The following is a 13493-nucleotide window of genomic DNA, read 5'->3' on the forward strand; positions in this document are numbered from 1 at the left end:
CATCTGTTGGTTAGAGCGTGTGTTGTCTTTTGGTGGCCCAGAGGCTGGCGAGCCCCAGAAACACGATCAGCCCGCCCGCCACCGGCACGGCGGCGTAGCCCAAATCCCAGCCGATCACAGCCCCGCCTGCGCCCGCGCCCACAGCATTGCCCAAATTGAATGCGGCGATGTTGAACGCGGCACCGAGGGAGGGCGCGGCAGCGGCGGCCTGCATCGCGCGGATTTGCAGCGCAGGCACACAGGCAAAGGCAGTGACGGCCCAAAGCACAAAGCCGATCATTGCGCCGGGACCCGAGGTGGCCAAAAGCGGCAGTAGGAGAGACGACAGCGCAAGGGCGAGCATCGCGATGCGCGCGCCTTTATCCAGAGACCAATCGGCCAGCCGCCCGCCGAACCAATTGCCAAAGGTCAGGCCCAGACCAATCAGCGCCAGCACCAGCACGACGAAACTGTCATCCGCACCCGCCAGCGTGTGCAAAAGCGGCGCGACATAGGTGTAAACCGCAAAGAACCCGCCGGCGAACAGCACCGTGGCGATGAGTGTGATTGCCATCTGTGGATTGAGCAGCGCATGCAGCTCGGCCTTGGCATTCGGGCGCGGGCCGGGGGCTTCTTTCGGCAGGGCAAGCGCCAGCGCGGCGATAGCAAGGAGGCCGATGATAACCGTGGCGCCGAAGGCCATGCGCCAGCCGACATGGGAGCCGAGCCAGGCCGAAGCGGGCACCCCGCCGATATTGGCGATGCTGAGCCCCATAAACATGGTGGCCACCGCGCTGGCTTGGCGGTCTTTCGGGACAAGGCTCGTCGCCACGACTGCGCCGATGCCGAAAAACGCGCCTTGGCACATGCTGGTGATCAGCCGCCCGACCAAGAGCGTCCAATAGCCCGGCGCGAGGGCCGAAATCAGGTTGCCCAAAACAAGCACGGCCATCATTGCCATCAGCGCGGCTTTGCGGTCGAACCGCGACATGAACAGGGTCATCACCGGCGCGCTGACCATGACACCGATGGCATAGGCGGTGACCAATTGGCCCGCCGCGGGGATCGACGTGCCGGTTCCCTCGGCTATCGCGGGGAGTAGCCCCATAGGCGCGAATTCCGTGGTGCCGATGCCGAAGGAGCCGAGGCCCAGGGCCAGCAAGGGCAGGACGGGGGAGGTGGTCGCGGCGTGAGGCTCGGTTGTGCTGTGCATACTGTGCGGTCCTTGGCGGGGTAGGTTGCGTGAAGACCTAGGGCGCATGGATAGGCGAGACTATGCTTTGAAAGTTTCAAACACTGATGAGCTGAGATCATGAGAACGGGGCATTTTGCGGCGTCGGATCACTCAGTGGGGTTCATGAATTCTGGTCATGAGTGCCAGTTTTCGCGCGGCACTAATCGTGTTCCGGTGCCGGGTTATATGTGTCTCAACCGGCAGGCACTTCGGCGCCCGCTGGATGTTCGAGACGGAAAACAGGAGCCGGAAAATGGACTGGACCAAGGATCAACTCATTGAGATCGCGGCTGCAGACGGCCTGAGGATTTCCCCGTTTCGCGAGGATGGCACGACCTATGGCACGCCGACTTTCATCTGGTCGGTTGTCGTGGGCGACGGGCTTTACGTGCGGCCGTATAACGGCTCTTCGTCTCGTTGGTACAAGGCCGCGATGCGCGAAGGCGCAGGTCGGATTTCGGTCGCGGGGCAGGTCTACGACGTGGATTTTGCGCCTGCTGACGCGGCGCTCAATGACGTGATCGATGCCGCTTATCAGGCGAAATACGCCAAAAGCGCATACCTTGCGCCGATGATCTCCGCCCGGACCCGCGCTGCCAGCGTGCGCATCACGCTGCGCTGAGCCGTTCACAGATTTTAAGAAAGGAAGAAGATCATGCATAAGATGCTCGAAGGAAAAACAGCGATTGTCACCGGCGCCACCAAAGGCATCGGCCTTGCGATTGCCGAGCTCTTCGCGGAAGAGGGCGCGAATGTCATCCTGACCGCGCGCGGCAAGGACCTGCTCGACGGGAAAGTCGCTGAGATCAACGCCAAGGGCGGCACGGCGATGGGTCTTGTGGCCGACTCCTCCGATCCTGAGGCGCCTGCGCGCGTGTTCGAAGAGGCGATCAAGGCCTATGGTCAGGTCGACATCATGGTCAACAACGCGGGCTCCGGCGATATGGTCGCCATCGAGGAAGCCACCGACGAACATTTCGCCAAGATCATGGAGCTGAACCTCGCCGGGCCGTTCCGCTATTGCCGCGAGGCGGTGAAACATTTCATGCCGCGCAACGAGGGCCGGATCATCAACGTGTCGTCGGTGAACGGCACCCTGCCGATCTGCGGTGTGGCCTATACCTCGACCAAGGGCGGGCTGAACACGATGACGAAAAACATCGCGATCCGCCTGTCTGGCACCAACATCCGCTGTAACGCCATCGCGCCGGGTGTGACCGACACGGATGCGGCGCGCGCATGGGCTGCGGGCGAACAGGAAGGTGGCGATGTGATGCTGGAGTTTTCCGACAAATACACCAACACCACCGTGCCGATGACCGAGCCGCGCGATCAGGCCTATGCGGCGCTCTATCTCGCCAGCGAAATGGGCAAGGCCGTCACAGGTCAGATCATTCAGGTCGACAACGGCGCTTTCCTCTAAGCGAGGGCGCATAAGAAAAAAGACCGGGCCTCATTGGGGCCCGGTCTTTGTGGATTTGGAAATGTGTCAGCCCTTCATCGCGGGCATGCCCTTTGGCCGCGCCAGACGTTTTTGTGCGGCAATCCGGAAGGGCGCATTGGCCGCGCCGTAGCCACCATAGCCCGGCTCGCGCTGCACGATCTCAAAGAACATGCCGCCGGCGAAGCTGCGGGAATAGAGCTGGAAGAAGGGGCTGCCATTGAGTTCGTCGTAGAACACATTGGCGGCTTTCAAACGTTCCAAAAGCCCGGGCGAAAGATCGAAACGCGCCGCGAGATCGGCGTAGTAGTTGTCCGACAGGGGCAGGGGGTCGAAGCCACAGGCTTTCAACGCCTCGGCCGTGGCGAAAATGTCATCGGTCGCAAGCGCGATGTGCTGCACCGAGGCGCCAAAGCTTTGCGCCAAGAAATCCCCGGCCAGCGTGCGATGCGTCTCCGCGCCATTGAGCGAGACGCAGAACCCGCGACCTTCGCTCTCAACAACCTGAGACCGGACCAGACCGTCCGGGTCGATCACATCGACCATCGGCGATTTGTCCATGTCGAAAAGCGCAGTGTAGAATAGGGTCCAGCTGAGCATATTGTCGTAGCTCATGGTCTGGGCGATGTGGTCGATGCGTTTGAGACCGGCGTCGGCGGTTGCTGCCTCGCCAGTCGCCACGAATTCCACGTCCCAAACCCGCGACAGCCCGCTTTCCTCGTCGATGAAATGCAAGACCGAGCCCTCAAGTCCGCGAATGGCCGGGATCGACAACTCGCCGGGGCCGATGGGTTGTTCAAAGGGGCTGGCGCCCAATGCGGTGGCGCGGGCAACGGTGTCCTTGGCCGAGCCGACTTTGAGCCCGATGTCACAGACACTGAGCCCCCGCGCGTTCCATACATGGGCGGCGTGGCCACTGTCTTCGGAGTTGAGCACGATGCGAATGTCGCCCTGTTGCCAGAGGCCGATTTCCTTGTTGCGGTGATGGCCGGTGTGCACGAAGCCCAGAGAAGTCAGAAGTGTCGAGAGCTTCTTCGCATCTTCGCCACGGGCGGCGAATTCGATGAAGGACACGCCTTTGATATCGACACGCGGCGGGATCGGCGGCAGGTCGATCAAGATCGTGGGCTCCGCCGTGCGCACATCGTCCATCAGCGAAATCAGCGAGCGATAGCCGTCCTGCGCGATGGTCAAAGGATTGCCGCCGCGGAACTGATCGTTGAAAATCTCAAGGCTGATCGGCCCGGCATAGCCCGACGCCATGACCGCACGCATGAAGCCCGTGACATCGAGATCGCCCTCGCCCGGCATGTTCCGGAAGTGGCGCGACCAATAGAGCAGGTCCATGTCGATGAGGGGCGCGTCGGCCAGTTGCACAAAGAAAATCTTGTCACCGGGGATGGAGCGGATCGAGTTCGGATCGAGCTTGCGCCCGAGCGTATGGAAACTGTCGACGATCAGGCCGATGTTGTCGTGATCGGCGCGGCGCACGATTTCCCAAGCGTCGCGGTGGTCGTTGATATGCCGCCCCCAGGCGAGCGCCTCGTAACCGACACGGACGCCATGCGCTTTGGCCACTTCGCCCAGCTCCGCGAAATCATCCGCCGCGCGGTCGATGCCGCCGAGGCTGGCAGGGTGGCAGGAGGAACAGAACAGGATAAGATCTGTGCCCAGCTCGTTCATCACGTCGAATTTGCGTTTCGCGCGATCAAAGGCCTTGGACCGAAGCGGCTCCGGCAGGCATTCGAAATCGCGAAACGGCTGGAACAGCGGGATGTCGAGGCCGTGATCGCGCACCATCCGCGCCACTTCGCGCGGGCCGCCGTCATGGGCGATGAAATCCTGTTCGAAAATCTCGATGCCGTCATAGCCCGCCTTGGCGATGGCATCGAGTTTTTCCCGGAAGTTGCCGGAAATCGAGACGGTGGCAATCGAGGTCTTCATCGCGGGGAACTCCTATGAGGATGACCCCACGCCTACGTCAGGCATGGGGCGGTTTTATCAATAGCCGAGCACGGTCGGCAGCCAGGTCACCGTTTGCGGCACGAAGGTGAGGATCAGGAGCACCAGCACCTCGACCAAAAAGAATGGCAAGATCGCGCGCGTGATCTTGGCCATCCCGACCTGCGCCACCCCTTCGGCGACGAAGAGACAGAGGCCCAGAGGTGGGGTGATCAGGCCGATCATCAGGTTGAAGATCACGAGAATGCCGAAATGCACCGGGTCGATGCCGAGGCTGACGGCAATCGGATGCAGGATCGGCACGAGGACCAACATGGCCGCGATGCCTTCGAGGAAGAGACCCACGAAGAGGAACAACAGGATCACGGCGATCAGGAAGGCGGTCTGACCGTCAACGTTCGACAGCACCCAATCGGTGAGCATGTTCGGCACGCGGTTGTAGGTCAAAAGCCAGTTGCCCGCACCGACGGCAGAGATGATCACAAGGATCACAGCGCTGTCGCGCATGGCGGCGGCAAAGATCGTCGGCAGGCGGTTGAGCTTGATCTTGCGGTAAACGAAGAGACCGAGGAACAGCGCATAGGCAACCGCAAAGCTGGCGGCTTCAGTGGGCGTCACGATGCCCAAGAGGATGGACCCCACCACAAAGACCGGCATCAACAGCGGCAAGATGCCGCCCATCAGGGCCTGACCCGCAGGTTGTGCCACCAGATCGCTGGTTTGATCGCCGTGGTCGATTTTGACCGTCAGCATCACATACGCCGAGAGGAACACGGCCAGAAGGATGCCGGGGATCACACCCGCCATGAAGAGCGCGGGCACAGAAACGCCGGAGACGATCAGCGCATAGATGATCACCGGGATCGAGGGCGGAATGATCGGCCCGATCACCGAAGAGGCGGCGGTCAGGGCGGCGGCGAAATCGCGTTTGTAGCCGTGTTTCTCCATCTCGGGGATGAACACGCGCCCGATGGCGGAGGTGTCGGCCACGGCAGAGCCGGACAGCCCGGCAAAGATCACAGAGGCCCAGATGTTCACGAGCGCCAGACCCGCGCGCATCCGCCCGACGAGGACGTTGGCAAAGGCGATGATACGGCCGGTAATGCCGCTCTCGTTCATCATCTCGCCCGCAAGCACAAAGAGCGGGATGGCGAGAAGCGGGAAAGAGTTCAGGCTTCTGAACATCTCGGTGGCGACGATGCGCATGACATAGGGGTTGTCCTGCGTCGCCATAAAGGAAAACAGCGCGGCGAGGATCGAGAAGGCGATCGGCACACCGGCGATCAGCGCAAGGATCAGAACGGCGTAAATCATCGCTGCCCTCCTTTCAAAGCGTCATAACGCTCAAAAAATTTCCCAAAGGCCGCAAGCGCCAAAAGCACGCCGCCGATGGCCATGGCATATTGCCAGGTTCCGACTTTGCCGATCCAGGTGAGCGCCTCGATGCCGGTGGATTGCGCAAGGCTGTCGGCGGTGGACTTGAGACCAGACGAGGCCAGATTTCCGCGACGCATCGCGAACATATGCCCGGAGTAAGCGAGGCAAAGCCCGGAGATCATGGTGACCACATCCACCGCGAGATAAAGCTTTTCGCGGGTCCGACGTTTGATCATGTCGACAAGGATCGTGAAGCGGATGTGCTGGTCGACGCTATAGGCCCAGGCCACGCCGAACATCACGCCGTAAACGGTCAGGTAGATCGGAAGCTCCTCGCCCCAAGGCACGGATTGCCCGACGATGTAGCGGCGCAGCGAGTTCACGAAGATGATCGCAAAGACGAGCGCCATGGACAGGCCGGAGCCAAAGGCGAAAACCCGTCTGAGAATGGCGTTGAAACGGTGCATGGAGCCCCCTCTTTACGGCGTTGGACCGGCACATTTTGCGCCGGTCCGCCGTCAGTTACGTGTCGTGTTCTGAGTGACGGATCACTCAGACGCGGCGGCCACGGCGGCCTGCAGGTTGTCGATCCAGACGGCATCGTCGCCCAACTCGCCACGGAGGTATTCGACCACAGCGGGCTGTGCTTTCTCGGCGAAAGCGGCGATCTCATCGGAGGTCGGGGAGTAGACTTCCATGCCTTCTTCCTGAACCTTCTTGACGCCTTCTGCGGTGTTCCACTGTTGGATCGAGCGGCCCATGTTGCCCGCGATGCGCGCGGCTTTCGCGACGACTTCCTGCTCGGACGCGGACAGATCGCCAAAGAATGCGTCGTCGATCACGATGAAGTCGGCGGCGTAGACGTGGCCGTCAAGCGTCATGTATTTCTGCAGCTTGTGCAGGCCGTTGTTGTAGATCACGCCGACCGGGTTTTCCTGACCGTCAACCACACCCGTGGAGAGCGCGTTCGGCAGTTCGGTCCATGCGATCGGGGTCGGCTCGCCGCCCAGACCTTTGACCATTTCGACGTAAAGCGGGATCGGCTGAACGCGGAATTTCAGGCCTTCCATATCCTCGGGGCTACGGATTTCGCGGGTGCCGTTGGTGAAGTTGCGGAAACCGGTCTCACCGTAAGCCAGCGTGCGCAGGCCGGTTTGGTCGAGGCAGTGCTGGGCAAGGCTGTCGCCGAACTCGCCGTCGAGCACGTCCCAAGCCACGGTCGCAGACGCAAAGGTGTAGGGGATGTCGAGAACGGAGGCCGCCGGGCAGGCTTTCGACATGGCGCCGGAGACGATGGCCATCTGCAACAGACCTTCTTGGGCCTGGCCGATCAGCTCATCTTCGTTGCCAAGGGCACCGGCCGGGAAGATCTCGACCTCGAGATCGGTCTCACCTTCGACGATGTTCTTGAAAATCTGGGCAGCAGCACCTTTTTTCGAGCCGGTCCATTCGTCCGGGTCGACGTGGGCGATGCGGATGGTTTCCGCGCTGGCCATGGCACCCATGCCGAGCGTGAGCGCCGCGGCGGCGGTGAGGGTTTTCAGTTCAAAACGCATAGTGTTCCTCCCATTTGCGTATCTTTCGTGTCTTGTCGTGTGCGTGACGTTAGCTCGCCTGCGCTTGCGGGACCTCGTCAAAGGCATCGAAACGGGCTTTCATCCGCTCTGGGCTGGCGGGCAAGCCGGTGAACAGTTCAAAGGCGCGAACCGCCTGAAACACCGCCATGCCGGAGCCGGGCAATACGGCGCAGCCCTTGGCGCGCGCGGCGCTCAGCAATTCGGTTTCCAGCGGGAAGTAGACGATGTCAGCGACCCACATCACCGGGTCAATCAGGTCGACCGGAAAAGAGGTGCCGGGCAGTTTCGCCATCCCCACAGGCGTGGCGTTGATGATGCCGTCAAGGCGATCTTCTGTGCGATCTTCGTTCACAAGGGCGGCCACATCGGTCACGGCGCGGGTTGTGCAGTTCGGGCGGTTGGCGCGGACCTGAGCAGCAAGGCTTTCTGCGCGCGCCGGATCGGTGTCGGTGATCGAAAGCACTTTCACACCGCAATCCACCAGAGCATGCGCCACGGCCACGCCGGCCCCACCTGCGCCAATCAAAAGCGCATGATCGCGTTTGGCGTCGGGCAGGCCACGGCGAAAGCTCTCGGCAAAGCCCCAAAGATCGGTGTTGTGCCCGTACCGCTTGCCGTCCTTCAAAACTACCGTGTTCACGGCGCCCACAGCGCGGGCGTTGTCGGAAAGTTCGTCGAGATGCTCGATGACCTCGATCTTATAGGGGTAGGTGACGTTGAACCCGTCATAGCCAAGGATTTCAGCCTGCTCGATCAGCTCTTTGAGAGAGGTGTTCGCGCGCTCCGGCGCGTCCATGTCGAGAATGCGGTAAACGCCGTTGATGCCTTGGGCACGAGCCTCGGCCATGTGCATGGCGGGCGTGCGCGACAAGGCGATGCCGCGACCGATCAGGCCGGTGAGGACAGAGTCCTTGGTGACGTCTTTTGGTGCGTTTGGCGTGGTCAAGACGCTCCTCCCAGGCGGTTTTGACGATTCGTTACAGTTACAATGAACCACTCGGTTAATTACGTCAAGACAATTGAACCCCGCGGTTAAATGTGCAACATTTCCGAGACGGAGGACGCCGAATATGGCCAATGAAATAAAAAACAAACCAACGCAGGCTCGCGCTCAAGGGCGGTCACAGGGGCGGTCTTGGAAACAGGACCCGGAAACTGTGAAGGCGGACATTCTCAACGCGGCGCGTGCAGAGTTTGCAGCACACGGGCTGTCGGGCGCGCGGATCAGCGCCATCGTGGAGCGCACCCAGACCTCAAAACGGATGATTTTCTACTATTTCGGCGACAAGGAGAGCCTCTATCTCGCCGTGTTGGATCAAGCATACCGCGAGGTCCGTGAGGCCGAGGCCAATCTCGACATTCGTCACCTGCCGCCGGATGAGGCGCTGCGCAAAGTGGTGGAGTTCACCTTCGATCACCACCGACACAACCCGGATTTCATTCGTCTCGTGATGATCGAAAACATCCACGACGGCAATCACATGTCCCGCATTCAAACGCTGGCGACGACCAACATCGCAGCGATTGATCAGCTGGACCGAATTTGTCGCCGAGGCATCGAGGCCGGGCTGTTTCGCGAAGATGTCTCGCCCTTGGTGATCCACTGGCAAATCTCGGCGATGAGCTTTTTCAACGTCTCGAACCGGGCAACGTTTTCGATGAACTTCGGCGACGATCTTTTTGCCGAGGACGCGCAGCTGATGCTGCGCGAACAGGTTGTGCAGAGCATTTCGAGCTCGGTGATGCGGACGGATCGCGTCTAAAACGCGACCCGTGCCCAGACGCAATCGTGATCCGCGAGCGGGCGGTCGTTGGCGTCCAAAGATGACAACACGCCTTTATCGAGGCATCGCATGTCACGTGCTGCGATCCAGTCGAGTTTCATCACCCGCTCAGGATGCGGTGTGATCAAAGACGGACGCGTGGTCATGCCCTCGGCCGTGAAGCCCCAATCATAACCCCGCGCCTCACCCAGCTCGAACAGCGTTTCGTCGCGATGGTCAAAGTTGGGCGGGATGTGGTTGCCAGTGTTGAGATCGCCGCCGATCAACACGGGCATCCCTGGCGCAAACTCATCGATCGCGTCGAGCAGAATTTCGAATTGGGCGAGCCGATGCGCGGCGCCGGAGTTGCTTTCCAGATGGGTGGAGACGACGCAAATCTCTCCTGCATCGGTGGGCAGCACAGCGGCAATCGCCATCCGCCCGCCAAGGCGCGGCTGTTCCGGGTCAGCGCCGCTCTCTTCAGAGAACCAGTGGCCGTGATCGTCGAGACGAATGAGCGTTCCTTTGGAGAGTGGCACCTTGGACAGCACCGCATTGCCGTGCCAGCCGAGTGCGTTGGCATTATCTTTGCAGAAATGCCGTTCGGTCGGTCCACCGAGCCCTATTTCAAAGAATTCGACACCATAGGCATAACTCATACCAAGCGCTGCGGCGACCTCTTCGGTGGTGTGGCGCTGGCCGGTGCGGGCCATGCCGTGATCGACTTCGGAGAGAAGCACCACATCGGGCGCAAGGGGCATCAGATGCGCGGCGGTGGCCGCCGGAAAGAGACACCGTTCGACATTCCATGCGGCCACGGTGATCTCAGAGGGCAGGGTCTTCTGCGTTGCCGTGCCGCCGATTTGCACGGCATTCATCGCCAGCACATCCGCCATCATGGCGCGGTGCGCGTCTGCCGTGCGGGGCGCGGACAACAGCGTATTGCGCTGGCTGTCTGTGACCGGGGGCAGGGTGTCGAGGAGCGAGATCATACGCGTTCTTCCGTACGTGTTTGCGCAGGGTTGAAGGCAAAGCCGCCGTCCATACGCTGACCTGTTTCGGGGTGGAACAGGCAGAGGTTTTGCACCCGACACGACAGGCGCAGGGGGCCAAGCGCGACCTGTTCTTCTTTGGCGAGATGCACGGTGAGGCGCTGCCCGTCGACCTGGCCGTGCAACAGACGATGCGCGCCCAGTTCTTCGATCAATTCGACCTCCATCGCCAGCGGGCCGTGGCTGTCGATGATCAAATCCTCGGGCCGCAGGCCCAGCGTCACCGGGCCGCGCATCGACGAGGCCAGCGGCAGCTCCAGTCCGGCAAAGCTGAGGGTCCCGTCCTGCATTTCGGCGCCTACGAGGTTCATCGGCGGCGCGCCCATGAAGGAGGCGACAAAGGTCGAGGCCGGGTTGTGGTAAATCTCCGAGGGCGTGCCGATCTGTTCGATCCTGCCGCCGTTCAATACGATGATGCGGTCGGCCATGGTCATGGCTTCGACCTGATCGTGGGTGACGTAGATCGAGGTCACGCCAAGGCGACGCTGAAGCGCTTTGATCTCGATCCGCATCTGGTTGCGGAGTTTTGCGTCCAAATTCGACAAAGGCTCATCGAAGAGGAACAGCGCCGGGTCGCGCACGATGGCGCGGCCCATGGCGACGCGCTGACGCTGACCACCGGAAAGCTGCGCCGGTTTGCGATCGAGATAGTCGGTGAGGTTGAGCATCTTCGCGGCCTCATCGACCTTTTGCGCGATGACGTCTTTTGGCGTTTTGCGGTTTTTGAGGCCGTAGGCGATGTTTTTGCGCACCGTCATATGCGGGTAGAGCGCGTAGTTTTGAAAGACCATGGCGATGTCGCGATCCGCGGGGTCGAGCGTGTTGACCACGTTGTCGCCGATGCAGAGCGCGCCCTCGGTGATGTCCTCTAGCCCTGCGATCATGCGCAGGAGCGTGGATTTGCCGCAACCCGAGGGGCCGACCAGAACGACGAATTCGCCGTCCTTGATCTGAAAGCTTGCGGGGGTGACGGCCTCGACGCCGTTCGGGTAGATTTTGCGGACGGAGTCCAAAGTGACCTGAGCCATTGATGTTGTCCTTATTTGTCGGATTCCGTGAGGCCCTTGACGAACCAGCTCTGGAAGAAAATGACGATGGCGACGGGCGGCAAAACGGCGATGATCGCCAGCACATTCGCGCGTCCGTATTCGGGGATTTCATTGCCGCCTTGCAGCACCTGAACGATCTGTTTGATGCCGCGCACGAGGGTGTACATACCCTCTTCGGTGGTCACCATCGTGGGCCAGAGATATTGGTTCCAGCCGTAAACGAACATGATGATGAACATCGCGGCGATCATGGTCTGCGAGAGCGGCACGAGGATGTCGATGAAGAATTTCACCGGACCTGCGCCGTCGATGCGAGCGGCTTCGACCAGCTCTTCGGGCACGGAGCGGAAGAACTGGCGGAAAAAGAACGTCGCGGTGGCGGAGGCAATGAGCGGGACGATCAGGCCGGTGTAGGTGTTCAACAGGCCCAGTTTCTGTGTGATCTCATAGGACGGCAGGATGCGCACTTCGAGCGGCAACAAGAGCGTGGTGAAGATCAGCCAGAAGGCAAAAGTGGCGAAGCGCAGGCGGAAGTAGACGATGGCATAGGCGGCCATCATGCCGATGATGATTTTGCCGAAAGCAAAGCCAAGCCCGAGGATCATCGAGTTCTTGAACATCGCAAGCCCGGTGTTCTCGCCGGAGAACCCCGAGGCCTCGAACAGCGCCTTGCGGAAGTTGTCATCGAGCTGGTCGCCGAAATAGAGGCCGGGGCCGTATTTCATCGTCTCGACGTCGGGCGTCGAGGCGGTTTGCACCAAGATGAGCAAGGGCAGGAACATGATAAGTGCGCCGGTGATGAGGATCGCGTGATCCACCACGGTGGACCAGCGAAAGCGGCGGCGAGGGACGACCGGGGCCGCCGCGGAGAGGGAAATGTCAGCCATGAGCGTGATCCAGTGCGTGAGAGTTCATGCGGAGAGGAGGCGCGGAATCAAGGCCGCAGGCCGCCGCGCACTCGCCTGACCGTCCGGCGGTCTGGCGATTTTGTGAGGGAGATGTGCCGCTCAGATGTTCTACGGACATGGCTGGTATAAAGCGCACCGTAGCAGACGTTGATCGCCAGCCCCCGGTCAGGCGAGTGCGCGGCTTTTCTCCGAGAGAATAAGGACGTTTGGTCATCAAATCCTTCCCTCACGTATAATGAATGCGTTTTTCGACCATGCGGAACTGGAACACGGTCAGCGCCAGAACCAACACCATCAGCACGACAGATTGCGCCGAAGACCCGCCAAGGTCATTGCCACGGAAGCCATCGACATAGACTTTGTAGACCAGCGTCATCGGGTTGTTGCCCGGCTCGCCTTGCACCAGCGTGTCGATGACACCGAAGGTGTCGAAAAGCGCGTAGGTGATGTTGATGATCAGCAAGAAGAACCCTGTGGGCGCGAGTAAGGGGAAAGTCACGTCCCAGAACCGGCCAGAGGCCGAGCGGTTGTCGATCAATGCCGCTTCGCGCACGGACTTCGGGATGCTCTGAAGCCCGGAGAGGAAAAAGATGAAGTTCACCGGCACCTGTTTCCAGACGGAGACCACGACCATGGCAAAGGCCGTGTCGAAATAATCCGCCCGCAGGTTGAAGTCCCAGCCGAGGCTGCCGAAAAATTCGGTGAGCGGTCCCCAGCGCTGGTTAAAGAGCAAAAGTCCCACAAAGCCCGCGACCGGCGGTGCCACCGCGTAGACCCACATGAGGAGCGTGCGATAGGTCTTGGCGCCCCGGATCACCTTATCCGCCTTTACCGCCAACAAAAGCGCCAGCGCCAGCGAGAAGAAGGTCACCAACACGGTGAAGATCACGGTGAAATTCGTGACTTTGAAATACTCGGCCGAATTGGACAGCGAGGCGTAATTCTCCAGCCCGACGAAAGTTTGGCCAAAGCCGAACGGGTCTTGCAGGTAGAAGGAAGATTTTACCGCATAGGCGGCGGGCCAATAGAAAAAGACGAGGATGATCGAGAGCTGCGGCACCAGTAGAAGGATTGGCAACCAGCGGGAGGCAAAGCCTGCGCGTTTCATGGGGGGACCTTTCGCAAAAGCCTGACGGCCGCGAAGACGCGGC

General features: G+C 60.8%; 13 protein-coding genes. 3 read left to right on the forward strand and 10 right to left on the reverse strand.

What is annotated here, in order from left to right; genetic code table 11:
- Window positions 1-10 precede the first annotated feature (10 nt).
- Window positions 11-1192 carry an MFS transporter gene (locus J5Y17_RS13955; protein WP_219785857.1) on the reverse strand — a complete coding sequence of 394 codons (1182 nt, stop codon included), beginning with the start codon at window positions 1190-1192 and terminating at the stop codon, window positions 11-13.
- A gap of 274 nt (window positions 1193-1466) precedes the next feature.
- Between J5Y17_RS13955 and J5Y17_RS13960 the strand changes: the two genes are divergently transcribed.
- Together J5Y17_RS13960 and J5Y17_RS13965 are read left to right on the forward strand one after the other, a co-directional pair.
- Window positions 1467-1835 carry a DUF2255 family protein gene (locus J5Y17_RS13960; protein ID WP_219785858.1) on the forward strand — a complete coding sequence of 123 codons (369 nt, stop codon included), beginning with the start codon at window positions 1467-1469 and terminating at the stop codon, window positions 1833-1835.
- Between the two features lie 33 nt (window positions 1836-1868).
- A complete protein-coding gene (locus tag J5Y17_RS13965; protein ID WP_219785859.1) occupies window positions 1869-2636 on the forward strand; it encodes an SDR family NAD(P)-dependent oxidoreductase in 768 nt (255 codons plus the stop codon).
- A 66-nt stretch (window positions 2637-2702) separates the two neighbouring features.
- Here the strand turns inward: J5Y17_RS13965 and J5Y17_RS13970 are convergent, their stop codons facing one another.
- The 5 genes from J5Y17_RS13970 to J5Y17_RS13990 form a co-directional block, all read right to left on the reverse strand.
- On the reverse strand, window positions 2703-4598 hold the full coding sequence (locus J5Y17_RS13970; RefSeq protein WP_219785860.1) for a bifunctional sugar phosphate isomerase/epimerase/4-hydroxyphenylpyruvate dioxygenase family protein: 1896 nt from the start codon (window positions 4596-4598) through the stop codon (window positions 2703-2705).
- 57 nt (window positions 4599-4655) lie between these two features.
- Window positions 4656-5930 carry a TRAP transporter large permease gene (locus tag J5Y17_RS13975; protein ID WP_219785861.1) on the reverse strand — a complete coding sequence of 425 codons (1275 nt, stop codon included), beginning with the start codon at window positions 5928-5930 and terminating at the stop codon, window positions 4656-4658.
- Window positions 5927-6460: a TRAP transporter small permease gene (locus J5Y17_RS13980; RefSeq protein ID WP_219785862.1), complete on the reverse strand. Its 534-nt coding sequence runs from the start codon at window positions 6458-6460 to the stop codon at window positions 5927-5929. The genes J5Y17_RS13975 and J5Y17_RS13980 overlap by 4 nt, the downstream gene beginning before the upstream one ends.
- 81 nt (window positions 6461-6541) lie before the next feature.
- Window positions 6542-7549, reverse strand: a complete 1008-nt coding sequence (dctP, locus tag J5Y17_RS13985; protein WP_219785863.1) for a TRAP transporter substrate-binding protein DctP — start codon at window positions 7547-7549, stop codon at window positions 6542-6544.
- A gap of 49 nt (window positions 7550-7598) precedes the next feature.
- Window positions 7599-8516 carry a shikimate dehydrogenase gene (locus J5Y17_RS13990; RefSeq protein WP_219785864.1) on the reverse strand — a complete coding sequence of 306 codons (918 nt, stop codon included), beginning with the start codon at window positions 8514-8516 and terminating at the stop codon, window positions 7599-7601.
- Between the two features lie 124 nt (window positions 8517-8640).
- On the opposite strand from J5Y17_RS13990, the gene J5Y17_RS13995 reads away from it, so the two are divergent.
- Window positions 8641-9333 carry a TetR/AcrR family transcriptional regulator gene (locus J5Y17_RS13995; RefSeq protein ID WP_219785865.1) on the forward strand — a complete coding sequence of 231 codons (693 nt, stop codon included), beginning with the start codon at window positions 8641-8643 and terminating at the stop codon, window positions 9331-9333.
- Here J5Y17_RS13995 and J5Y17_RS14000 read toward each other — a convergent pair.
- The 4 genes from J5Y17_RS14000 to J5Y17_RS14015 all read right to left on the reverse strand — a co-directional run bounded on the left by J5Y17_RS14000 (window position 9330) and on the right by J5Y17_RS14015 (window position 13450).
- Window positions 9330-10325 carry an endonuclease/exonuclease/phosphatase family protein gene (locus J5Y17_RS14000; protein WP_219785866.1) on the reverse strand — a complete coding sequence of 332 codons (996 nt, stop codon included), beginning with the start codon at window positions 10323-10325 and terminating at the stop codon, window positions 9330-9332. The two genes, J5Y17_RS13995 and J5Y17_RS14000, sit on opposite strands and share 4 nt — an antisense overlap.
- Window positions 10322-11413: an ABC transporter ATP-binding protein gene (locus J5Y17_RS14005; RefSeq protein ID WP_219785867.1), complete on the reverse strand. Its 1092-nt coding sequence runs from the start codon at window positions 11411-11413 to the stop codon at window positions 10322-10324. Before J5Y17_RS14005 ends, J5Y17_RS14000 begins: the two co-directional genes overlap by 4 nt.
- A gap of 11 nt (window positions 11414-11424) precedes the next feature.
- Window positions 11425-12321: an ABC transporter permease subunit gene (locus J5Y17_RS14010; protein WP_219785868.1), complete on the reverse strand. Its 897-nt coding sequence runs from the start codon at window positions 12319-12321 to the stop codon at window positions 11425-11427.
- A gap of 247 nt (window positions 12322-12568) precedes the next feature.
- Window positions 12569-13450, reverse strand: coding sequence for an ABC transporter permease subunit (locus J5Y17_RS14015; protein WP_219785869.1), 882 nt, complete (start codon window positions 13448-13450; stop codon window positions 12569-12571).
- Window positions 13451-13493: the final 43 nt, after the last annotated feature.

It is taken from the genome of Celeribacter sp. PS-C1, from assembly GCF_019429625.1.
Taxonomy (GTDB): domain Bacteria; phylum Pseudomonadota; class Alphaproteobacteria; order Rhodobacterales; family Rhodobacteraceae; genus Celeribacter.